The organism is Cupriavidus necator N-1 (genome assembly GCF_000219215.1).
In the GTDB taxonomy this organism is placed as follows: Bacteria; Pseudomonadota; Gammaproteobacteria; order Burkholderiales; family Burkholderiaceae; genus Cupriavidus; species Cupriavidus necator.
The window spans coordinates 1,140,314-1,161,967 of the sequence record NC_015723.1; the positions used below are offsets into that span (position 1 = coordinate 1,140,314).

General features: G+C 68.3%; 18 protein-coding genes. 10 read left to right on the plus strand and 8 right to left on the minus strand.

Going from position 1 to position 21,654, the window contains the following annotated elements; all coding sequences use genetic code 11:
- Window positions 1–146: 146 nt before the first annotated feature.
- Window positions 147–1,187, minus strand: a complete 1,041-nt coding sequence (locus CNE_RS23325) for an ABC transporter substrate-binding protein (protein WP_013952741.1) — start codon at window positions 1,185–1,187, stop codon at window positions 147–149.
- Window positions 1,188–1,729: 542 nt separating this feature from the next.
- Between CNE_RS23325 and CNE_RS23330 the strand changes: the two genes are divergently transcribed.
- Window positions 1,730–2,728 (plus strand): isopenicillin N synthase family dioxygenase, encoded by a 999-nt coding sequence (locus tag CNE_RS23330; RefSeq protein ID WP_013952743.1) that lies wholly within the window; start codon window positions 1,730–1,732, stop codon window positions 2,726–2,728.
- A gap of 75 nt (window positions 2,729–2,803) precedes the next feature.
- Here the strand turns inward: CNE_RS23330 and CNE_RS23335 are convergent, their stop codons facing one another.
- A complete protein-coding gene (locus CNE_RS23335) occupies window positions 2,804–3,388 on the minus strand; it encodes a superoxide dismutase family protein (protein ID WP_013952744.1) in 585 nt (194 codons plus the stop codon).
- A gap of 118 nt (window positions 3,389–3,506) precedes the next feature.
- Entirely contained in the window at window positions 3,507–4,442 is a 936-nt protein-coding gene (locus CNE_RS23340; protein WP_041228611.1) for a LysR family transcriptional regulator, read from the minus strand.
- Window positions 4,443–4,829: 387 nt separating this feature from the next.
- On the opposite strand from CNE_RS23340, the gene CNE_RS23345 reads away from it, so the two are divergent.
- The 7 genes from CNE_RS23345 to CNE_RS23380 all read left to right on the plus strand — a co-directional run bounded on the left by CNE_RS23345 (window position 4,830) and on the right by CNE_RS23380 (window position 14,312).
- Window positions 4,830–5,795 (plus strand): alpha/beta hydrolase, encoded by a 966-nt coding sequence (locus CNE_RS23345; RefSeq protein ID WP_013952746.1) that lies wholly within the window; start codon window positions 4,830–4,832, stop codon window positions 5,793–5,795.
- 183 nt (window positions 5,796–5,978) lie between these two features.
- Complete coding sequence (locus CNE_RS23350) at window positions 5,979–7,229, plus strand: efflux RND transporter periplasmic adaptor subunit (protein ID WP_013952747.1); 1,251 nt, start codon at window positions 5,979–5,981, stop codon at window positions 7,227–7,229.
- A 118-nt stretch (window positions 7,230–7,347) separates the two neighbouring features.
- The gene (locus CNE_RS23355; protein ID WP_013952748.1) at window positions 7,348–10,533 is read left to right on the plus strand and encodes an efflux RND transporter permease subunit; all 3,186 of its coding nucleotides are present in this window, start codon (window positions 7,348–7,350) and stop codon (window positions 10,531–10,533) included.
- An 11-nt stretch (window positions 10,534–10,544) separates the two neighbouring features.
- Complete coding sequence (locus tag CNE_RS23360) at window positions 10,545–12,077, plus strand: efflux transporter outer membrane subunit (protein WP_013952749.1); 1,533 nt, start codon at window positions 10,545–10,547, stop codon at window positions 12,075–12,077.
- 104 nt (window positions 12,078–12,181) lie between these two features.
- On the plus strand, window positions 12,182–13,294 hold the full coding sequence (locus tag CNE_RS43105; protein WP_080569585.1) for a YbhB/YbcL family Raf kinase inhibitor-like protein: 1,113 nt from the start codon (window positions 12,182–12,184) through the stop codon (window positions 13,292–13,294).
- 26 nt (window positions 13,295–13,320) lie between these two features.
- Window positions 13,321–13,752 carry a hypothetical protein gene (locus tag CNE_RS23375; RefSeq protein ID WP_013952751.1) on the plus strand — a complete coding sequence of 144 codons (432 nt, stop codon included), beginning with the start codon at window positions 13,321–13,323 and terminating at the stop codon, window positions 13,750–13,752.
- 92 nt (window positions 13,753–13,844) lie between these two features.
- On the plus strand, window positions 13,845–14,312 hold the full coding sequence (locus CNE_RS23380; RefSeq protein ID WP_013952752.1) for a DUF2127 domain-containing protein: 468 nt from the start codon (window positions 13,845–13,847) through the stop codon (window positions 14,310–14,312).
- Here CNE_RS23380 and CNE_RS23385 read toward each other — a convergent pair.
- Window positions 14,264–16,072 carry an ExeM/NucH family extracellular endonuclease gene (locus CNE_RS23385; protein WP_013952753.1) on the minus strand — a complete coding sequence of 603 codons (1,809 nt, stop codon included), beginning with the start codon at window positions 16,070–16,072 and terminating at the stop codon, window positions 14,264–14,266. The two genes, CNE_RS23380 and CNE_RS23385, sit on opposite strands and share 49 nt — an antisense overlap.
- Window positions 16,073–16,218: 146 nt before the next feature.
- On the opposite strand from CNE_RS23385, the gene CNE_RS23390 reads away from it, so the two are divergent.
- A complete protein-coding gene (locus tag CNE_RS23390; protein WP_041228612.1) occupies window positions 16,219–16,509 on the plus strand; it encodes an antibiotic biosynthesis monooxygenase family protein in 291 nt (96 codons plus the stop codon).
- A gap of 9 nt (window positions 16,510–16,518) precedes the next feature.
- Window positions 16,519–17,157 carry a CDP-alcohol phosphatidyltransferase family protein gene (locus CNE_RS23395; protein WP_013952755.1) on the plus strand — a complete coding sequence of 213 codons (639 nt, stop codon included), beginning with the start codon at window positions 16,519–16,521 and terminating at the stop codon, window positions 17,155–17,157.
- Between the two features lie 13 nt (window positions 17,158–17,170).
- On the opposite strand, the gene CNE_RS23400 is transcribed toward CNE_RS23395, so the two are convergent.
- The 4 genes from CNE_RS23400 to CNE_RS23415 are packed head-to-tail and all read right to left on the minus strand — an operon-like array spanning window position 17,171 to window position 21,650.
- Window positions 17,171–18,664 (minus strand): N-acyl-D-amino-acid deacylase family protein, encoded by a 1,494-nt coding sequence (locus CNE_RS23400; protein ID WP_013952756.1) that lies wholly within the window; start codon window positions 18,662–18,664, stop codon window positions 17,171–17,173.
- Window positions 18,665–18,695: 31 nt separating this feature from the next.
- Entirely contained in the window at window positions 18,696–19,688 is a 993-nt protein-coding gene (locus CNE_RS23405; protein ID WP_013952757.1) for an ABC transporter ATP-binding protein, read from the minus strand.
- Window positions 19,685–20,740: an ABC transporter ATP-binding protein gene (locus CNE_RS23410; protein ID WP_013952758.1), complete on the minus strand. Its 1,056-nt coding sequence runs from the start codon at window positions 20,738–20,740 to the stop codon at window positions 19,685–19,687. Before CNE_RS23410 ends, CNE_RS23405 begins: the two co-directional genes overlap by 4 nt.
- Window positions 20,741–20,756: 16 nt before the next feature.
- Window positions 20,757–21,650 (minus strand): ABC transporter permease, encoded by an 894-nt coding sequence (locus CNE_RS23415; RefSeq protein WP_013952759.1) that lies wholly within the window; start codon window positions 21,648–21,650, stop codon window positions 20,757–20,759.
- Window positions 21,651–21,654 lie beyond the last annotated feature (4 nt).

Sequence of the window (21,654 nt, forward strand, 5' to 3'; positions counted from 1 at the left end):
TCCGATCGTTACGGCAATTCCGTCATGTTGCCATGCCGCGCGGGCGGCGGGCTTAATTACGCACCGGGAGCGTGAAGTGGCGGGGCGCCACCGGGCTCCGGCGCATCGCTCAGGCCAGGGACGGGATAGACACGGGCGTGCTCTCCTTACGCCTTGAGGCGGCGGTCCGACGGCGCGGGCAGGAACTGGTCAGTCCAGATGTCCGCCACCGTCAGCGGCGCCTTGATGCCGAAGGCGCCGACGGTTTCATCCAGCGTTGCCTGCAGCCGTGCCGGCGTGGCCGCGCCCCAGCCGTCGCGCCGGGTGTCGGGCGTCTTCATGGTGCCGTCGACGATCAGGCGCAGGCGCTCCGTCTCCAGCGCCTGGTCGGCCAGCGGCTCACGCGCCTTGACCGCGGCACCGCCCGCGGCGGGATCGGCAATGGCGTCGAGCCAGCCGCGGGTCGAGGCCTTGACGAAGGCCTTCATCACCTCCGGATCGGATGTCATGCTCTTGCGGTTGGCCACCAGCCCGTTGCCGTAGGACTTCATGCCGTAGTCCGAGAAGCGGAACACCGTGATCTTCTCTGGCCCCATGCCGCGCGCCTTCAGGTTCAGCAGGCCGGTGAAGAAAAAATAGGCGGCGGCATCGAAGTCGCCCTTGACGAAGCGCGTGTCGCCGATATCGGGCGTGACGCTCTCCCACTTCACGCCGCCGGGGTCGAAGCCCTGCGCCCTGGCGAAGACAGGGAACAGCTTGCGCGAGGCATTGAACGGCTGGCCCAGGATGGACTTGCCGGCCAGGTCCGCGGGCCTGACGATGCCGCTGCCCTTGCGCACCAGGATCGCGTTCGGATTCAGGTCGTACTGGATGGCCACCGCCTTGAGCGCGGCGGACGGGTTGGTGGTGTTGAATTCGATCATCGCCGCCAGGTCGGCCGAGGCGCAGTCATAGGCGCCGCCCGCGACCAGGCTGATGGCCGAAGCCGAGCCGTTGCCAGTATCGATGGTGACGTCGAGCCCGGCGTCCTTGTAGTAGCCGCGCTGGTGCGCCAGCAGGAACCCCGCGCCCGAGGCTTCCACCTTCCAGCCGAGATTGAACTTGAACTTCTGCAGCGAGCCCGCCGCGCGGACATGGGGCACCGCGAACGGGGCGGCGGCAAGCAGGGCGGTGGCGCCAGTGGCGCGCAGGAAGGAACGGCGACGCATGTCTTTCTCCGGAACGAATGTCACTGGACGATGCGTGCGCGGGCGGCTGGCGCGGGTGCAGAAGGAGAGCGTGGCCTCCCGAGACACCGGCACCACGCCGCGCCGGCATGCGGCCAGGGCATGCGCGGGGACCGTGCACATCATCGGGAGCAATTTCCGGGCGGCGTGCCGCTGAACGCTTCTACTCCGTAGCGGTTTCAGCAGGATCCGTGCCGGGCGCTGCGCGGCGCCATGCACCAAGCCGTTGCCCGGCATGCGCCATCACAGCGCAATCCCCGGCGCAATGCTGCGATCCCGGTGCAAAACCCCTGGCCCGGAACCTGCATAACCTCAAGCAAGAGTAGAAGCGTTCACCATCCCCGCGGCGCGTCGCAGACGCACGCCGGATGGCCGGGAATTGCTCTTGAAGTCCGTGCCCCTCGCCATCGCGCAGGCTGGCACAGGCGACCTCAGGAGCGCGTTGTCCCGGCGTGCGTTGCCATGGGTGGTCTGCCTGTGCCGGCGAGGGGCCAATCCCTGACCCGCATTGCACAAGGAACACCATGAGCCAACCAGACACCGCCTACGCCCTGGCCGAACTCCACCGCGAATCGCGCATGGGCGCGTTCGGTTCGGAAACCCGCCAGCGCGAGATCCGCCGCATCGACCTGTCCGACTACGCGCGGCGCAAGGCGCAAATCGCCGATGAACTGTGGAAGGCATCGGTCGACGTCGGCTTCTTCCAGATCGCCAACCACGGCATCGACCTGGCCAGGGTGCGCGAAGCCTTCGCCATGACCGAGCACTTCTTCGCGCTGTCCGACGCCGTCAAGGCGCAATACCCGCTGCAGAAGGCCAACAACGCCGGCTGGGAAAGCCGCGCGCAGGTGCGCCCCTCGACCGGCACCCCGGACCAGAAGGAGTCCTACCAGATCACGCGCCCGCATATGGCCGGGCTGTGGCCCGGCGATGACGAACTGGAAGGCTTCCGCGCCACCATGCTTGCCTTCGAGGCGCAATGCTGGGAGGTGGGCATGAAGGTGCTGTCGTGCTTTGCCGGCAAGCTCGGCTTTGCCAGCGACTTCTTCACGCAGGCGCACGATCCGCGGGCGCCGGACTACCAAAGTACGCTGCGGCTGCTGCACTACTACGCGATCCCGCCCGAACTGCGCGACAAGCTGGACCTCTGGCGCGCTGGCGCGCATACGGATTTCGATTGCCTGACGCTGCTGTTCCAGCGCCCCGGCCAGGGCGGCCTGCAGGTCTGCCCCGGCAAGGAGATGGAGGCGCAGGCATGGACCCCGATCGAGCCGGACGAGGAAGTCATCACCTGCAATATCGGCGACATGCTGATGCGCTGGAGCGACGACCGGCTGCCGTCGAACTTCCACCGCGTGCGCAATCCCGCGCCGGATGAATACATGGGTCCGCGCTACAGCATGGCGTTCTTCTGCCAGGCCAACCGCAGTGCGATGATCGAAGGGCCCGGCGGCAAGTATCCGCCGATCAGCGCGGGGGATTACCTGCGGCAGCGGGTGAATGCGAATTTCAAGGGGTATTGAGGCAGCGAGTGATTGTCGCTGCCGAGGGAGAACACCGGTGGGCTTGTCAAAGCCCGCCGGCCGTTTGTGACGCGATCACGAAGCCGCCACCACGCCGCAAGCAATCCGCCCGCCCGCATTCCCGGTCGGCTGCGTCTTGTAGTCGTCCGGGTCCTTGTGTACCACCACCGCGCGGCCGATCACGCCGTTGGCGCCCGTGCCAACGGTCAGGTCCGGCAGCAGCATGCTGACGCGCACGTTGCCGTTGGCGTCCGCGGTGACGTTGTTCATGTCGCCGGCGTGGTGGTCGGGCATGGTCATCTGGCCGTGGGGCTTGCCGGTCGGGTTGAAGTGGCCGCCCGCGCTCATCGCGTCAGGCGCCGAGCAGTCGCCCTTCTCATGGACGTGGAAGCCGTGCACCGAGCTGGGCGGCAGGCCGGTGATCGCCGCGGTCATCATCACGCCGCCCGGCTGCTGCTGGAAGTTCACGGTGCCGGCGGTATTGGTGCCGCTCTTGGGCTGGAGCGTGGCCGTCGCCCTAGCGCTGGCGCTGGCGCTGGCGCTGGTGCTGGCGCCGGACGCGCTGGCTGCAGACGAGGAGGTCTTGCCGGAGCCGGCGCAGCCGGCCAGTGCAATGGTCGCTGCAATGCAGGCCGCCAGGGGGGTAAGCACTTGTTTCATCGGACTCCTCTTCTTGTCGTGATTTCGGAAGAAACAGTATAGGCTGGCCGGCGCCAGGCCGATTTCCGGTTTTGTCCTACATACCGCACTAGACTGCGGCCACTAGCCTATCACGCCATCAGGCCGCGACCGCCAGCCGCTGCTGTGCCGCACCAAAGTGCGGGTGGCGCGAGAACAGGTCCGCTGCCCAGTTGACGAACACCCGCACCTTGGCCGACAGGTGCCGGTTCTGCGGATACATCGCCGAGATCGGCAGTTCTTCGGTCTGCCAGTCGGTCATGATCTCCACCAGCCGGCCGCTGGCCACATAGGGCTCGGCCATGGCGCGCGAGACCCGTGCCACGCCGTGGCCTTCCAGCGCGCAGCCCATGTAGACATCGGCATCGTTGGTGGAAATGGCCGATGGCAGCAACACCTCGCTGCGCTCCATGCCGCGCGCCATGGGCCACGGCATCTCACGGCCGGTGCGGTTGGACAGGAAATTGACCGCCTTGTGCTGGGCCAGCTCGGCCAGGTCGTGTGGGGTGCCGAAGCGGTTCAGGTAGATCGGCGAGGCGTAGAACGCCAGTTGCACATGGCCGATGCGGCGGGCCACCATGGATTCCTCGACCGGCGTGCCCACGCGCAGCACCACGTCCACGCCTTCCTGCAGCAGGTCGATCGGCTTGCCGTTGATGGTCAGGTTCAGCTTCAGGTCCGGGTAGGCCTGGAAGAATTCATGCAGGTGGGGCACCAGCACCAGCTGCGCCAGCCCCGCGGTGGTGTCCACCGACAGCGTGCCGCGCGGCGAGTTATTCTGCCGCGTCAGCGACTGCTCGGCCTCCTCGACATCGGCCAGGATGCGCACGCACCGTTCGTAATAGGCCGCGCCGTCGTTGGTCACGCTGATGCGGCGCGTGGTCCGGTGCAGCAGCTTGACGCCCAGGTGGGTTTCCAGGTTCTGGATCAGGCGGGTCAGCGTGGCCTTGGGCAAGTCCATCGATTCCGCGGCGCGCGCAAAGCTGCCGACGTCCACGACCCGGGTGAATGCCTGCATTGATACGAGACGGTCCATGATGAGGTTCCGACGATAGATCCGAACGGCGTGCCGCGCGCGCTCGTGACGCACGTGGCCATGCTGGTTGTTGTTGTGGGGAGTCTGCGGGCTGGCTGGTACTGGGACTGCGCGCTGGCTGGGCGCGGGTTCCGGCATGGATTCTGATCGGGCGCGCACCGGCCTGGCAGACCGCCACGCGTGCCGAGAGCCGCAGTGAATCACAAAATCCAAGACCTTGTCATGCGTGGGGATATGCCGTTTCAGTGGCATGACGAGGCGGTTTGCGATTATTCCAATCCCGGAACAGTGCATTGGCGATCTCTCGCTTTATCCCATCCTCGTCAATCACCATAATCCGTTGCATCGCAACACTCAAGCGCATTGTTTCTTTCGTGCGCCAATGCCATGTCCCAGAAGCCAGGCCAACGCCCTGATGCAGCCAGCGCCGCCACTGCCCCCACGGCAGCCGGGCAGGGGCAGGCGCGCGTGGCCGAGCATACGGTGACCAGCGACGGGCGCGAGATCCTGGTGCGGGTGTGCTACCCGGCGGGCTATCCGGCGCCGGGTGCCGAGGGCGCGCCCCTGCTGCCCTGGCTGGTGTACCTGCATGCCGGCGGCTTTGTCGAAGGCGGCCTGGAACACGCATGCAAGCTGGTGCAGGACCTGGCCACCACGGTGCCGGCGGTGGTGGTAACGCCGGCGTATTCGCTGGCGCCGGACCATCCGTTCCCGGCGGCGCCGGAGGACGCGCACAGCACGGTGCAGTGGGTGCTGCGCAATGCCCGGCGCCTGAAGCTGGACAAGACCCGCTTTGCGCTGGTGGGCGAGGAGGCCGGGGGCAACCTGGCGATCGCGCTGGCGCAGATGCTGCGCGACCGCGGCACCGCGCAACCGCGCGGGCAATGGCTGATCCGCCCGGTGACGGACCCGTGCCTGCAGCATGCCTCTTGCGCGGGGTTCGACGGCGGGCAGGTGCCGATGGACACCCTGCGGCGCTTGGCCGACAACTATCGCGACTACCTGCCGACGCCGGCGGATACGGTGCATCCGTATGCCGCCCCGGCGCTGGCCTCGCGCCTGGCCGGGCTGCCGCCCACGCTGGTCCAGGTGGCTGAATACGACGCGCTGCGTGCCGAGGGCGAAGCCTTCGCCGGGCGCCTGGCCAAGGCCGGTGTGCCGGCCCAGGCCATGATCATGCCCGGCGCCTGCGGCGACGGCGTGGAAGAGGCCCATGACAGCTGTCAGGCATGGGTCGACGAAGGTGCGCGGTTCCTGCGGCGATGTCTGGCCGCGGCCGACGATACCTCATCCCTGACTGAACGCCGCGCTGACGCCAACGCCAGCCGGCCTGGAGCCAAGCCCGCCGGCTGAGCCGCTCCAGACAACCGCCAGCCGGCTCTGTTTCGGCCAGAGCCAGGACCGCCGCAATACGCAAGCGGTCCTAAGTCCGACCATCAGTTTGGCCATGGTTCCGGTCCGCCCACGCGGACCGGCAGGCGGCGTTCGGCCATTTGCTTTTCCGGTTGAAGAAAACCCGATCCAGGAGTTTGAGAAATGCAGCAGCAGAAACGACGTACCCTGATTGCCCTCGCCATCGTCTTGGTGCTGGGCGCCGGCGTGGCCGGCTCGATCCTGCGCCCGTGGCATAGCGGTGAAGCTCATGCCAACACCCCGCCGCCCGCGCCGGCGATTGAAGTGGCCGCTGTGGTCGGCCAGACCATCACCGAGTGGGACGAGTTCTCCGGACGGATCGAGGCCGTGGAGCGCGTAGAGATCCGTCCGCGCGTCGGCGGCACCATTGACGCCGTGCACTTCCGCGAAGGCGCGCTGGTGAAGAAGGGCGATCCGCTCTTCACCATTGACCCGCGTCCTTATGCCGCGGAAGTCGCCCGTGCCGACGCCGCGCTGGCCGCGGCGCAGGTGCGCGCCGCCCACGCGCAGAGCGAACAGACGCGCGCCCAGCGGCTGCTGGATGACAACGCCATCTCGAAGCGCGAGTTCGACGAGCGCATCAACGCGGCCCGCGAAACCAGTGCCAACGTGCGCGCCGCGCAGGCGCAGCTGGAAACCGCACGCCTGAACCTGGCCTACACTCGCATCACCGCGCCGGTGGCCGGGCGCGTGTCGCGCGCCGAGATCACCGTCGGCAACCTGGTGGCACCGGGCGCGGCCTCGCCGGCGCTGACCACGGTGGTATCGGTGTCGCCGGTCTATGCCAGCTTCGAGATCGACGAGCAGAGCTACCTGCGCTACACCGCGCCGGGTGCCGGCGGTGGCCAGCCCAACCTGCCGGTCTACCTGGGCCTGGCCAACGAGGACGGCAATCCGCATGAGGGCAAGATCCAGTCGGTCGACAACCGCCTGGACCCGCGCAGCGGCACCATCCGCGTACGCGCGGTGTTCCAGAACGAAGACGGACGCCTGCTGCCGGGCCTGTACGCCAAGGTCAAGCTGGGCGGCGGCGCGCCGCATGCGGCGGTGCTGGTCAATGACCGCGCCGTCGGCACCGACCAGGGCAAGAAGTTCGTGCTGGTGGTCGACAAGACCAACAAGCTGGTCTACCGCGAAGTGGAACTGGGGCCCAACCATGACGGCTTGCGCGTGGTGCGCAAGGGCCTGAAGCCGGGCGAGACCATCGTCGTCAATGGCCTGCAGCGCGTGCGCCCGGGCGACACGGTCCAGCCCAAGCCGGTGGCCATGGCCTTCCGCAGCGAACTGGAACCGCGCGGCACCACGCCCGACCGCAAGCAGGCCGCCAGCGGCAAGGCCAGTGCCGAAGGCGACGACGGCAAGCCCGTGATCTGATCCCCGGACCCGAGCAACCAGCACAGCCAGACAACTCCAGCGCTCCCCGTGATGTGGATGGCGCCCGCTTCAGCGGGCCGCCAGGGGAGCCGCTACGCCAACGCAGGCAGAGACCAAGATGAATCTCTCTAAATTCTTTATCGACCGCCCCATCTTCGCGGGGGTGCTGTCGGTGCTGATCTTCCTGATTGGCGCCATATCGATGTTCAAGTTACCGATCTCGGAGTACCCGGAAGTGGTGCCGCCGTCGGTGGTGGTGCGTGCGCAGTTTCCGGGCGCCAACCCCAAGGTGATTGCCGAGACGGTGGCTTCGCCGCTGGAAGAGCAGATCAACGGCGTCGAGGACATGCTGTACATGTCTTCGCAGTCCAACAGCGACGGCCTGCTCACGCTGACCGTGACCTTCAAGCTGGGCACCGACCCGGACAAGGCCCAGCAGCTGGTGCAGAACCGCGTCTCGCAGGCCGAGCCGCGCCTGCCGGAAGACGTGCGCCGGCTGGGCATCACCACGGTCAAGAGCTCGCCGGACCTGACCATGGTGGTCCACCTGGTCTCGCCCAACGACCGCTATGACATGACCTACCTGCGCAATTACGCGGTGATCAACGTCAAGGACCGGCTGGCGCGCCTGCAGGGCGTGGGCCAGGTGCAGCTGTTCGGCTCAGGCGACTACGCCATGCGCGTGTGGCTGAACCCCGAGAAGATGGCCGAGCGCCAGCTTGCCACCAGCGACGTGGTCAAGGCCATCCGCGAGCAGAACGTGCAGGTGGCGGCCGGCGTGATCGGCCAGTCGCCGGCGCTGCCGGGCGCGGACCTGCAGCTGTCGGTCAATGCGCAGGGCCGCCTGAGCACGGTGGAGGAGTTCGGCGACATCGTCGTGCGCACTTCCGCCGACGGTGCCGTCACCTACCTGAAGGACGTTGCCCGCATCGAGCTGGGCGCGTCGGAATACGCGCTGCGCTCGCTGCTGGACAACAAGCCGGCGGTGGCCATCCCCATCTTCCAGGCGCCGGGCTCCAACGCCATCCAGATCTCCGATGACGTGCGCAAGACCATGGAGGAGCTGAAGCAGAACTTCCCGGACGGCATCGACTACAGCATCGTCTACGACCCCACGCAGTTCGTGCGCCACTCGATCGAGGCAGTGACGCATACGCTGTTCGAGGCCATCGCGCTGGTGGTGCTGGTGGTGATCCTGTTCCTGCAGACCTGGCGCGCGTCGATCATCCCGCTGCTGGCGGTGCCGGTGTCGATCGTAGGTACCTTCGGGCTGATGCATGCGTTCGGCTTTTCGATCAACGCGCTGTCGCTGTTCGGGCTGGTGCTGGCGATTGGTATCGTCGTCGATGACGCGATCGTGGTGGTGGAAAACGTCGAGCGCAATATCGAAGAGGGGCTGACGCCGAAGGAGGCCACCTACAAGGCCATGCGCGAAGTCAGCGGCCCCATCATCGCCATCGCGCTGACGCTGATCGCCGTGTTCGTGCCGCTGGCCTTCATGACGGGCCTGACCGGCCAGTTCTACAAGCAGTTCGCGCTGACCATCTCGATCTCGACCATCATCTCGGCGTTCAACTCGCTGACGCTGTCGCCGGCGCTGTCGGCACTGCTGCTCAAGAGCCATGACGCGCCCAAGGACTGGCTGTCGCGCTGGATGGACCGCGTGTTCGGCGGCTTCTTCAAGCGCTTCAACCGCTTCTTCGGCCGCAGCGCTGAAAGCTATGGCCGTGGCGTGAAGGGCGTGATCCGCCGCAAGGGCTCGGTATTCGGGGTCTACGCGGTGATGCTGGTGCTGACCTGGGGCGTGTTCCAGCTGGTGCCCAAGGGCTTTGTGCCGGCGCAGGACAAGCAGTACCTGGTGGGCTTTGCCAAGCTGCCGGACGGCGCGACGCTGGACCGCACCGAGGACGTGATCCGCAAGATGAGCGACATCGCGCTCAAGCATCCGGGCGTGGAATCGGCGGTGGCCTTCCCGGGCCTGTCGATCAACGGCTTCACCAACAGCCCGAGTGCCGGCATCGTGTTCGCCACGCTCAAGCCGTTCGAGGAGCGCAAGACCAAGGAACTGTCCGGCGCGGCGATTGCGGCCGACCTGAACCAGAAGTACGCGGCCGTCCAGGATGCCTTTATCGCGGTGTTCCCGCCGCCGCCCGTGCAGGGCCTGGGCACCATCGGCGGCTTCAAGCTGATGATCGAGGACCGTGCGGCGCTGGGCTATGACGCGCTGTTCGAGGCCACCAACGCGTTTGCCAACAAGGCGCGCGCCACGCCCGAGCTGAGCGGCATCTTCAGCAACTACCAGGTCAACGTGCCGCAGCTCGACGTCAAGCTGGACCGCGTCAAGGCCAAGCAGCTGGGCGTGCCGGTGACCGAGGTGTTCGACACGCTGCAGACCTACCTGGGCTCGGCCTATGTCAACGACTTCAACAAGTTCGGCCGGACCTACCAGGTCAAGGTGCAGGCAGACGCGCCGTTCCGCGCCCATGCCGAGGACATCCTGCAGCTGAAGACGCGCAACGCCGCCGGCGACATGGTGCCGCTGTCGTCGCTGGTGCAGGTCAAGCAAGGCTTTGGTCCGGACAGCGTGGTGCGCTACAACGGCTTTACCGCCGCCGACATGAACGGCGGGCCCGCGCCCGGGTTCTCGTCGGGCCAGGCCCAGGCCGCGGCCGAGCGCATTGCCGCCGAGACGCTGCCCAAGGGCATGAAGTTCGAATGGACCGAGCTGACCTACCAGGACATCCTGGCCGGCAATGCGGGGGTGTGGATCTTCCCGCTGTGCGTGCTGCTGGTGTTCCTGGTGCTGGCTGCCCAGTATGAAAGCCTGACGCTGCCGCTGGCGGTGATCCTGATCGTGCCGATGAGCCTGCTGGCGGCGATGACCGGGGTGTGGCTCACGCGTGGGGACAACAACATCTTCACGCAGATCGGCTTCATCGTGCTGGTCGGCTTGTCAGCGAAGAACGCGATTCTGATCGTGGAGTTTGCGCGCGAGCTGGAGCATCACGGCCGCACCGTGGTGCAGGCCGCGATCGAAGCCAGCCGCCTGCGCCTGCGCCCGATCCTGATGACCTCGTTCGCTTTCATCATGGGCGTGGTGCCGCTGGTGATCTCCACCGGCGCCGGCTCCGAGATGCGCCATGCCATGGGCGTGGCAGTGTTCGCGGGCATGCTCGGCGTGACCTTCTTCGGGCTGTTCCTGACGCCGGTGTTCTATGTGGCGCTGCGCCTGCTGGCCACGCGCGGCCAGCGCCGCGCGGCTACGCAAGAGCAAAGCGCGCAACTGACTGCATCGGCTGAATAATGGTGATCAACATGAATGCCCCTGCATTTTCGACAACAAATTGGCTGCCTAAGCTGGCGACACTGGCGGCAGCGCTAGTCCTTGCGGGTTGCTCGCTGGCCCCGACTTACAAAGTGCCCGAAACGGCCACCGTGCCGGCCTTCAAGGAGGCTGAGGCCGCCCAGGCCGAAGGCGCGCAATGGAAGACCGCGACGCCGGCCGAAGGCCAGCATCGCGGCGAATGGTGGAAGATCTTCGGCGATGCCGAACTGGACCGCCTGATCGACGCGGCTGGCAGCTCCAACCAGGATCTGGCGATTGCCGCTGCCCGCCTGAAGCAGGCACGCGCCTTCACGGGTGCCACTGAGGCGGACCTCTACCCGCAACTGAGCGTCGGGCTGGACCCGACGCGCAGCCAGCCGTCGGCGGCCTCGCAGGGTCTGCCCGACGGCACGCGGGTCTCGCCGCAGACGGTGCTGAAGGCACGCGCCTTCGCCAGCTATGAGCTTGACCTGTTCGGCCGTGTCGCGTCCAGCGTCAATGCCGCCCGCGCCGAAGGCGAGGCCGCGGAGGACCTGTATCGGTCGGTGCAGCTGGCGCTGCAGGCCGACGTGGCGCAGGCGTACTTTGCGCTGCGCACGCTGGACAGCGAGCGCGACCTGCTCAACGCCACCATCAGGCTGCGCGAGGATGCGCTGTCGCTGCTGAAGAAGCGCTATGACGCCGGTGAAACCACCGACCTCGATCCCGCCCGTGCCGAAGCTGAACTCGGCACCGCGCGCGCGGACCTGGCCGGCATCGAGCGCCGCCGCGCCAACCAGGAGCATGCGCTGGCGGTGCTGACCGGCGTGCCGCCGGCGGCATTCTCGCTGCAGGCGCGCCCGTTCGACGCCGCGCCGATCGCGGTTCCCGCCGGGCTGCCGTCCGAACTGCTGGAGCGGCGCCCCGACATCGCCGCGGCGGAACGCCAGATGGCCGCGGCCAACGCGCGCATCGGCGTTGCCAAGGCGGCGTTCTTCCCGCGCATCACGCTGACCGGGCTGTTCGGCTTTGAATCGGCGGACCTGTCGAACCTGTTCAAGTGGTCGTCGCGCACCTGGATGCTGGGGCCGCTGATCGGCTCCACCATCGCACAGACCGTGTTCGATGGCGGCCGCAACAGCGCCAACCTCGCCGGTGCCCGTGCCGCGCATGAGGAAACCGTGGCCGGCTACCGGCAGACCGTGCTGGTGGCGTTCCGCGAGGTGGAAGACAGCCTGGCGGACGTGCGCTGGCTCAGCCAGCAGGCCGGCGCGCTGGACGGCGCACTTGGCGGCGCCCGGCGCGCAGCGCGGATCTCGCGCAGCCGCTATGACGCCGGCGCGGTCGATTACCTGACGGTGATCGATGCCGACCGCACCGTGCTGCAGTCGCAGCGCGAGGCCAACCAGGTGGCCGGCCTGCGCGCTGCCGCAACGGTGTCGCTGATCCGCCGGCTGGGCGGCGGCTGGGGCCCGCTGCCGGAGACGGTGGCGGCCGTGCCGGCGCCGGCGGCCGAGGGCGCGCCGGCCTCACAGGCCCGCTAAGCCGCGCGGGACTGGCGCGATGCTTCCCAGTCACTACACTGGAAGCATCGCGCCATGCGTACGGGATGCACGGGTGCGCCCCGGATGCGTCCTGTCCCGCCGCCATGCTTGTTCGACACAGGAAACCGTTCTGGGGACTGATCTTCGCCGCGATCACCGTGGGCATGCTGCTGGCGCCGCTGCCCTGGTCCGACCGCACCGCCATCCATGACGAGGTGGTGATTGCCCGCCCGGCGGCCCAGGTGTTCGACTACGTGTCGACGCCGCGGCACTGGCCGGAATGGCATCCGGCCTCGCTTGGGGTGGCGGGAGCGACCGACCATCCGCTGGGGCAGGGCGAGCGCGTGACCGAGACCTTCATGGTCGCGCAGCGCGGTGGCGCGGTGGTCTGGACCGTTATCGAAAGCCAGCGGCCGCGCACGTGGTCGATCGAGGGTGTGGCCGACGGGCGCAGGGTCGGCACCATCACCTACCGGCTTACGCCCGCCATGACGCCGTCGCTGACCCCATCGGCCGAACGCACGCGCATCGAGCGGGAATTCCGCTACCGGTCGCCTACGCTGCTCTTTGCGCTGATCAACCGCCTGATGTTGCGCGAGCGCGTCCAGGCCGAGTCCACCGTAGCCGTGCGCCGGCTCAAGGCGCTGCTGGAGGCGCCCGCTGCCGCCATCGCCTTGCGCGAGGCACCGATCCGGCCTAAGTTGGAGCCATCCCTCAATGCGTCCAGCGAGGCCCGTATGCCGTTCCAGCTGCAATCGACCGCATTCGCCCCGGGTGGCGAGATCCCCGCAGAGCACACCTGCGAAGGCGCCGATATTTCCCCGCCGCTTGCCTGGACCGGCCTGCCGCCCGGCACGGCCAGCCTGGCGCTGATCGTCGACGATCCCGATGCACCCGATCCCGCCGCGCCGAAAATGACATGGGTCCACTGGCTGCTCTACAACCTGCCGGCCCATGCCGAGGCGCTGCCGGGGGACATCGGCAAGGCCGGGCTGCCCGCCGGCACGCGCGACGGGCTGAACGACTGGCACCGCGCCGGCTATGGCGGCCCATGCCCGCCGATCGGCCGGCACCGCTACTTCTTCAAGCTCTATGCGCTGAACGCGGCGTTGCCGGACCTGGGGATGCCTGACAAGGCGGCGCTGGAGCGGGCGATGCGGGGCCATATCCTGGCCACCGCAGAGTTGATCGGCACTTACCAGAAGCTGCAGCGCTAGGACGCGGTGCGGCCGGAGGCTACATCATGTCGCACCGAATGCTTCGCCTCGATGCCCGTGGGCCGTGGTGGCGGCTGGCGGCTGTCGTGGCGCTGGCACTGCTGGCCGTGGCCGGCCCGCTGCGCGCCCAGCCACATGAATCCGGCCCGATCACCATCGGCGGTTCGGCGCAGGTGCAGGGGCCGCTGACCGTGCACGGCAAGCTGGTTGTCGCCGGACACGTCTATGCCAGCGGTCCGCTCACCGCGGCGTACTTCACCGGACCCGCCAGCGCGCGCGGGCTGCCGTACGGCGGCGGCTATCTCAAGGTCTTCAACGGCCCGGTGACGGTGCATGGCGACATGGTGGTCAGGGGCGATCTGAGCGTGGCCGGCCCGCTGACCGTGGACGGCCCCATTGCCGCCAGCGGCGGCATCGATGCCGACGGGCCGATGCGCGAGCGCGAATACGGACGCTGAAAGCGCGCACCGGCGCCATGCAGGCTGCTGCATTGCCTGCCAGTGTTGCACAATACCGGCTTTGCAATTCTTGCATCGACCGGGGACACCGCATGACAAAGCAGGGCGCACTGGGCCTGAGGGGCATCGCATTGTTTGAAGCCGCCAAGGGCTTGCTGGTGATCGTGGCCGGCCTGGGCCTGGCTGCACTGCTGCACCGCGACGCCCAGGCGCTGGCGGAAGCCATCATCCAGCGCATTCACGTCAACCCGGCCAGCCGCTATCCCACCATCTTCCTGTCCTTGCTTGCGCATCCCGACAACGCGCGCCTGTGGGCCATCGGCGGCTCTGCCGCGGTCTATGCGCTGATGCGCTTTGCCGAAGCGTACGGGCTCTGGCGCGGGCTTGCATGGGGCAACTGGATCGGGGTGTGGTCTGGCGGCATCTACATTCCGCTGGAACTGTACGAGGCCCTGGTCCACCCCAGCTGGCTGCATGGCACGCTGGCGGCAGCCAACCTGCTGGTGGTGCTTTACCTGGCGCGGGGGCTGCTGGCGAAGTCGACCACCAAGGGGTCGTGATCTGACGAACGGTAGGGGTCGGGCGCGTAGTGGCCCGGCACCGCAGGCGCACCCGGCGCCGGGGCGTAGGAGAAGGCCGGGGGCTCGTCGGCATTGATATGCCAGGCATGCACGGCGATGACATGCCGGGCCGCGACGGCATCGGCAAGCACATGATCGAGATAGCCGGCCTGGCCGTTGTAGACGTAGCTGTAGGCCGGCTTGCCGGCGAATTCCGCAACCATGTCGGCGTAGCCGTGGCGCGCCAGCACGCGCACGGGGTCTTCCATCGCATAGCTGTTCAGGTCGCCGATCACCAGCACGCCCGCGCCGGGCACGCCCGTCGGCGTCGCGCCCAGCCATTCGGCCAGCGCGTGGGCGGCCTGCACGCGCGCGGGATTCCAGCAACCCTGGCCATCGCCCTGGTCGGCCTGCGTGCCGGTGGCTTCGGTGCACGTCTTGGATTTGAAATGATTGACCACGACCGTGACCGGCGCGCCGCCAGCTGTCGCGCGGAAGGTGCCGGCCAGCGGCTGGCGGCTGCGCTCGCCCAGCCAGGTGGTGGCCGCACGCCCGGCGGGCACGGCGGTGCGGGCGTTGTACAGCAGGCCGACCGCAATGGCATCGCTGCCAAGCGCCGGCGTGCCGGCGTCGAGCACGCGCCAGTCCGGCCCGAGCCGCGTGGCCAGTTGGCGGATTGCGCTGTACTGGCCGTAGCCGTCGTTTTCTGCCTCCATCACGCCGATCACGTCCGCATCCAGCCCCCGCAGCGCGGCGAGCAGCTTGGCTTGCTGGCGCGCCAGCGCCTCGGCGCCCTGCGCGCCGCGGTTGCCGGGGGCATCGAAGCCGCCGCCCTGGCCGTCACCGTTGAAGTAGTTCTGCAGATTGAAGGCGGCCACGCGCAGCGTGGTGGCCGGATGTCTTGACGGCGCGCCGCGGCGCGGGTTGGTGGCCTGGAACACCGGCGCGCTCGCACCGGGCACCGGCTGCACGCGCCACTGCCCGTGGCGTTTTTCCAGCACCCCCTGGACGCCGCTGACCGTGTCCCCGGCACGCACCGGATGGTCCGCGGCCAGGCGCGGTGGCGGGTAGGGCACCGCGGCGGGATACTGGCGCGTCGAGCCATCGTCAAGCAACAGCCGGTTGCGGGCGTTGGCGGCGGCGGCTTGTCTGGCGGCCGTGCCCGGCAGTGCCTGTTGCGTCGGTGCGATGGGCCGGCCGTCGCTCAGCGCCAAGGTGCCATAGCGACCAAGTTCATGGGTGTCGGCAACCGTCAGCGTCTGCGGCAGGCGCACCAGCATGCCTTCACGCGCGGCAAGACCGGATTCGCCGGCGACCGGCAAGGTCACCGTCTGCGGCGTCACCGCCATGCCGCGCGCGCACACCGCCAGCGGGCCGGACAGCACCAGCTGCGTCTGCCCGAATTTCTCTTCGACCCTTCCGGACACGCGCACCATGTCGCCGGCGCGTGCCGTGGTGCGTGGCGCATAGACGAACAGGCCTTCCGACACGCCGGGCCGGTGCAGGCGTTGCGCGTCCGCGGTCTGCAGGAAGAAACCGCGCAGGCCGCCATCGCCGCTGAAGTCCGCGGTGACGACGGCCTCTACCTCCACCACGCTGCCCGCGAGCGGTGACGTCGCGGCTGCACTCTGGATCTCGGCAATCGGCGTCGCAGGCGTGCCGCATGGCTGCGATGCAGCATGCGCGCCCGCCATGCAGGTCAAGGCGAGGGCGGGCAATACGGCCCGGGCGAGGTGGCGCTTGCGCAGGGACAATCGCATGGCGTTATCGGCAGGTAGTGGCAGGGTGGACGATGCTAACCGCCGCGTGTAACGGAATGCTTGCAGCAGGCACGCGGCCCCGCGATCGTGCTAAGGTAGCAGACACCCGCCGGTGCGCCGGCTTCTACTCCATTGGTAAAACCACCATGATCAAGGAAATCGCACAACTCACCATCAAGCCCGGCATGGACAAGCAGCTGGAGCAGGGCGTGAGCCAGGCCACGCCGCTGTTCCTGCGCTCGCGCGGCTGCCACGGCGTGCAGCTGTTCCGCTCGATCGAGCAGCCGGAACACTACACGCTGGTGGTGGAATGGGAGACGGTGGAAGACCACATGGTCCATTTCCGCGAGTCGCCCGAGTTCCAGCAATGGCGAGCCCTGGTGGGCGAAACCTTTGCCGCGCCGCCGAACGTGCATCACGTGGCCAAGGTCCTGTAAGCGCGCACCATGAGCACCCGGCCGGAACGTCCCCGCCATTTCTCGATGCTGCGCGAGCTGCAGCTGGCCGATGTCTTTACGCTGGGCAACGCGGCCTGCGGCATGGGGTCGGTGTTCTTCGCCATGTTCTACGTGGCCGACCAGCAGCTGTCGCATTTCTTCACGGCGGCGGCGCTGGCGCCGCTGGCCTTTATCTTCGATGTGCTGGACGGCCGCATCGCGCGCTGGCGCCATGCGCATTCTGCGCTGGGGCGCGAGCTGGATTCGCTGGCCGACGTGATCTCGTTCGGCGTCGGGCCGGCCACGCTGGCCTTTGCCGCCGGCATGCGCGGCGGCTGGGACCTGGCCGTGCTGATCTACTTTGTCTGCTGCGGCGTGAGCCGGCTGGCGCGCTTCAACGTCACCGCCGAATCGCTGGCCGAGGGCAGCGACAGCGGCAAGGTGGCCTACTTCGAAGGCACGCCGATCCCGACCAGCGTGCTGCTGACCGCGGTGCTGGCATGGTGCGCCTGGCAAGGCCAGCTGGGCGGCGAGCTGCCGGGCGGCGCGTGGGTGCTGGGACCCACGGTGCTGCATCCGCTGGTGCTGCTGTTCGCGCTGTCGGGCACGCTGATGGTCAGCAAGACGCTGCGCATTCCCAAGTTCTGATCCGCCGGGGGCCTCAGGCAGGCACCGCGTTTCCCGCCTCAGGGCCTGCTGGCCGCGTGATGACCTGCCCGTTGCGCGACCCGCTGTGCGCGCCGTGCTGCCAGGTAATGGCGCCGTTGACGATCACGGTGTCGATGCCTTCGGCTGGCCGGGTGGGGGTCTCGTAACTGGCGGCATCGCGCACGTTGGCCGCATCGAAAACGACGATGTCGGCATGGTGGCCCACGGAGAGCGTACCGCGCCGGTGCAGGCCGAAGTTGCGCGCCGTCAGCCCGGTCATTTTCCAGACCGCCGTCTCCAGCGGGAACAGGCCGACCTCGCGGCAGTAGTGCCCCAGTACGCGCGGGAAGGTGCCCCACAGGCGCGGATGCGGGCTGGTGCCGACGGGGATGCCGTCTGAGCCGATCATGGTTTCGTCGAAGGCAAGGATGCGCTGGACGTCGTCCTCGTCCATCTGGAAGTAGATCGCGGTGCCCGGCTGCAGGCGGCGCGCGGCTTCTTCCTTGGGCACGCCCCATTCCCTGGCGATGTCGTCGAGGTCGCGGCCCGCGCATTCGGGGTGCGGCTGGCTGGCGGCGATCAGCACCCGGCCGTCGAGCATGCCGCGGTCGGTGCGGATCATGGTGGAGCCGGCCGTGTACGGGTAGCAGTCGAGCGACACGCACTGGTGCTTCATGGCCTCGCGGATAAAGGGCAGGGTTACCTGGCTCATGCCAAAGTTGGCCTGCCTCTGCACCTTGTGGTGCGACACCACCACCGGCACGTCGAGCTCGCGGCCGATGCGGAAGGTCTCGTCGAGCGAGGCCATGACGTGGTCGGACTCGTCGCGCATATGCGTGACGTAGAGTGCCTTGCGGGCACTGAGCGGCCGGCAGACTTCAATGATCTCCTCGGTCGTCGCCATGGCGGCGGGCGGGTAGAAGGTGCCGGTCGACAGGCCGATCGCGCCGGCTTGCATGGCCTCCTCGACCAGCGCCTGCATGGCGGCGATCTCTTTGGCATCGGCTGGCCGGTCCAGCGCCGCCATGGTGACCGCGCGCAAGGTGGAATGCCCGACCATGGCGGCTACATTGACCGAGCTCGGCATGGTACGCAGCGCGTCGAGGTAGGCGGCGAAGGTGGTGAAGCGGCCTTGCTCCGGTGTGTCGATCAGGCTCAGCGGCATCGGCAAATCCATGTCGGCACGCAGCGGCGCGGCGCTGATGCCGCAGTTGCCGGCGATCACGGTGGTGACGCCCTGCGAGACCTTGAACGGCATGTTGGGTTGCGACAGCACCGCCTGGTCATCATGCGTGTGCGCGTCGATAAAGCCTGGGGCGACGATCAGGCCCGTTGCATCCAGCACCCGGTCGGCCGTGTGCCCGCCGAGGTCGCCGATCGCCGCGATGCAGCCGTCGCGCACGCCGATATCGGCGCTGAAGCGAGGTGCCTTGCTGCCGTCGATCACGGTGCCGCCGGCGATCAGCAGGTCATAGTGCGTGGCGTGTGCAGAGGTGGGGTCGGACATGGGATTCCTTTCCTGGACTGGAGCGTATCGGTCAGCGGAAATGGCAGGCCACCAGGTGGATGCCGGTGGCGGAGGGACGTTCGGTCAGCAAGGGGGCCTGCTCCTTGCAGCGGGCTTGCGCATGCGGGCAGCGCGTGTGGAAGCGGCAGCCCGCCGGCGGATTGGCCGGGCTGGGCGGATCGCCCTGCAGCAGCAGGCGCCGGGCGGGCTTGCGCGGGTCGGGCACCGGCACGGCGGACAGCAGGATCTCCGTATAGGGGTGGCGCGGCGCCGAGAACAAGGTGTCGCGGTCGGCCAGTTCGACGATCTGGCCGAGGTACATCACGGCGACCCGGTGGCTGATATGGCGTACCACGGCCAGGTCGTGCGCGACGAACAGGTAGGCGATGCCGAACTCGGCCTGCAGGTCCATCAGCAGGTTGACCACCTGCGCCTGGACGGAGACATCGAGCGCAGATACCGGCTCGTCGCAGACGATGAGCTTTGGGTTCAGTGCCAACGCGCGCGCGATGCCCAGCCGCTGGCGCTGGCCGCCGGAGAACTCGTGCGGGAACTTGCGCACGGCTTCGGGCCGCAGGCCGACCTTGCTGAACAGCCATTGCACGCGCTCGTTACGCTCGGCACGCGACTGCAGGCCGAAGTTGCGCAGCGGCTCGCCCACGATCTCGCCCGCCGTCAGCCGCGGGCTGAGCGAGGCATAGGGGTCCTGGAAGATGATCTGCAGGTCGCGCCGGCGCTGCCGCATGGCGCTTGCCGGCAGGCCCAGCAGTTCCTCGCCGTCGAGCTGCACCGAGCCTGAAGTCGGCTCGATCAGGCGCAGCACCGACTTGGCAGTGGTGGTCTTGCCGCAGCCGGATTCGCCGACCAGCGAGAGCGTCTCGCCGCGCTCCACGGTGAAGGACACGCCGTCCACAGCCTGGATCGGAGGCCTGCCCGGTGCCAGCCAGCGCCGCGGTGCGAGGTAGTGTTTCTTCAGGCAGTCGACCTTGAGCAGGGGCGTTGGCGTGGCGGAGGTCGTGATCATGCGATGGCTTCCTGGGCTTGTGGGTTGCATTCGATGCGGCCTTCCTCGACGGCGAAGCAGGCCACCGCATGGTCGCCGCCGTGGCGTGTGAGCTGCGGCAGCTCGCGCGCGCAGCGCGCGTTGGCATGCGTGCAGCGTGCCGCGAAGGCACAGCCGCGGCGCGCTTCCTGTGGCGATGGCACCAGGCCGGGGATCTCGGCCAGGCGCCGGCTGCGGGTGTTCATCGATGGCATTGATGCCATCAATGCGCGGGTGTAGGGGTGCAGCGGGCGGTCGAACAGCTCAGTGACGCTGGCTTCCTCGACCTTGAGCCCGGCGTACATCACGATCACGCGGTCGCAGCATTCGGCCACCACGCCCAGGTCGTGCGTGATCATCACCACGCCCATGCCCAGTTCCTGCTGCAGGCGGCGGATCAGGTCCAGGATCTGCGCCTGGATGGTCACATCGAGCGCCGTGGTGGGTTCGTCGGCAATCAGCACCTCGGGATTGCAGGCCAGCGCCAGCGCGATCATCACACGCTGGCGCATGCCGCCCGAAAGCTGGTGCGGGTACTCGTTGACGCGGCGTTCGGGCTCGGGGATCTGCACCAGCCGCAGCATTTCCACTGCGCGCCGGAGCGCGACGGCGCGGCTCGCGCCCTGGTGCAGTTGCACGGTTTCGGCAATCTGGCGGCCAATCGTCAGCACCGGGTTCAGCGAGGTCATCGGCTCCTGGAAGATCATCGAGACGCGATTGCCGCGGATGCGGCGCATCTCGCGTTCGCTGAGCAGCAACAGGTCCGTGCCGCGCAGCCGCACAGCGCCGCGGATGCGTGCCGGCGGCGTGGGCAGCAGCCGCATGATGGACAGCGCTGTCACGCTCTTGCCGCAGCCTGACTCGCCCACCACGCCCAGCGTCTGGCCGGCGCGCACGGTGTACGAGACGCCGTTGACCGAGCGGGCCGGCCCGGTGAGCGTGTCGAAATGCGTATGGAGATCCTCCACTTCGAGCAGCGGCTCGCCCGTGGCCGGCGTAACGTGGGACAGCGCGCGCGACATCGTGATGGTCATGGTTGCGCTCCCGGATTCAGAGTTGCCGCGCCAGGCGCGGATCCAGCGCGTCGCGCAGGCCGTCGCCGAGCAGGTTGATGGCCAACACCGTCGCGGCCAGCAGGATGCCCGGGTACAGGATGATGTGGAAGGCCACGGCCACGAAATTGCGCCCCTCGGCCATCATGTTGCCCCAGCTCGGCATCTGGGCGGGCACGCCGACGCCGAGGAAAGACAGCGCGGCTTCCGTGAGCACGGCAGTGGCGGCCACGAAAGTAGCCTGAACGATCAGCGGCGCCACCATATTAGGCACCACGTGGCGCACCAGGATCACCGGCAGGCGGGTGCCGACCGCATGCGCCGCCTCGACGTAGAGCTGCTCGCGCAGGGTCAGCGCCAGCGAGCGCACCAGCCGCACCACGCGCGGCACCTCGGGTATGGCGATGGCGATGATCACCGCGCTCAGGCTGGCCTGCGTAACGGCCATCAGCGCAATCGCCAGCAGGATGCCCGGGATTGCCATCAGGCCGTCCATCACGCGCATCACCAAGGAGTCCGCCCGGCGCACGAAGCCTGCGACCAGGCCCAGCAGCACGCCGGACACGGTTGCGAGCAGCCCGACCGACAGACCCACGATCATGGATACGCGGCCGCCCCAGACCGCGCGGCTGAACACGTCGCGGCCCAGCGCGTCGGTACCGAACCAGTGCTCGGCCGATGGCGGCTGTATGCGCGCCAGCGGGTCGATGTCCTGCGGGTCGATGGTGGCAATCCAGGGCGCGCCGAGGGAGAGCACGGCGATCACCGCCAGCAGCAGCGCGCCCAGGATCAACGTGGGGTGCTTGCGCGCCCAGTGCCAGCGCGGCAGCACGAAAGGCGCATCGTCGGGTGCCGGTACGGCAGGTTCGGTCGCGGGCAGGGAAGTGGTCATGTCA

Bases quoted from the DNA above. Each gene is read 5' to 3' on its own strand.
- CNE_RS23330 (WP_013952743.1), top strand. From the start codon at position 1,730: ATGAGCCAACCAGACACCGCCTACGCCCTGGCCGAACTCCACCGCGAA.
- CNE_RS23385 (WP_013952753.1), bottom strand. From the start codon at position 16,072: ATGCGATTGTCCCTGCGCAAGCGCCACCTCGCCCGGGCCGTATTGCCC.
- CNE_RS23355 (WP_013952748.1), top strand. From the start codon at position 7,348: ATGAATCTCTCTAAATTCTTTATCGACCGCCCCATCTTCGCGGGGGTG.
- CNE_RS23350 (WP_013952747.1), top strand. From the start codon at position 5,979: ATGCAGCAGCAGAAACGACGTACCCTGATTGCCCTCGCCATCGTCTTG.
- CNE_RS23380 (WP_013952752.1), top strand. From the start codon at position 13,845: ATGACAAAGCAGGGCGCACTGGGCCTGAGGGGCATCGCATTGTTTGAA.
- CNE_RS23345 (WP_013952746.1), top strand. From the start codon at position 4,830: ATGTCCCAGAAGCCAGGCCAACGCCCTGATGCAGCCAGCGCCGCCACT.
- CNE_RS23410 (WP_013952758.1), bottom strand. From the start codon at position 20,740: ATGACCATCACGATGTCGCGCGCGCTGTCCCACGTTACGCCGGCCACG.
- CNE_RS23375 (WP_013952751.1), top strand. From the start codon at position 13,321: ATGTCGCACCGAATGCTTCGCCTCGATGCCCGTGGGCCGTGGTGGCGG.
- CNE_RS23405 (WP_013952757.1), bottom strand. From the start codon at position 19,688: ATGATCACGACCTCCGCCACGCCAACGCCCCTGCTCAAGGTCGACTGC.
- CNE_RS23335 (WP_013952744.1), bottom strand. From the start codon at position 3,388: ATGAAACAAGTGCTTACCCCCCTGGCGGCCTGCATTGCAGCGACCATT.
- CNE_RS23360 (WP_013952749.1), top strand. From the start codon at position 10,545: ATGAATGCCCCTGCATTTTCGACAACAAATTGGCTGCCTAAGCTGGCG.
- CNE_RS23340 (WP_041228611.1), bottom strand. From the start codon at position 4,442: ATGGACCGTCTCGTATCAATGCAGGCATTCACCCGGGTCGTGGACGTC.
- CNE_RS23325 (WP_013952741.1), bottom strand. From the start codon at position 1,187: ATGCGTCGCCGTTCCTTCCTGCGCGCCACTGGCGCCACCGCCCTGCTT.
- CNE_RS23400 (WP_013952756.1), bottom strand. From the start codon at position 18,664: ATGTCCGACCCCACCTCTGCACACGCCACGCACTATGACCTGCTGATC.
- CNE_RS23390 (WP_041228612.1), top strand. From the start codon at position 16,219: ATGATCAAGGAAATCGCACAACTCACCATCAAGCCCGGCATGGACAAG.
- CNE_RS23415 (WP_013952759.1), bottom strand. From the start codon at position 21,650: ATGACCACTTCCCTGCCCGCGACCGAACCTGCCGTACCGGCACCCGAC.
- CNE_RS43105 (WP_080569585.1), top strand. From the start codon at position 12,182: ATGCTTGTTCGACACAGGAAACCGTTCTGGGGACTGATCTTCGCCGCG.
- CNE_RS23395 (WP_013952755.1), top strand. From the start codon at position 16,519: ATGAGCACCCGGCCGGAACGTCCCCGCCATTTCTCGATGCTGCGCGAG.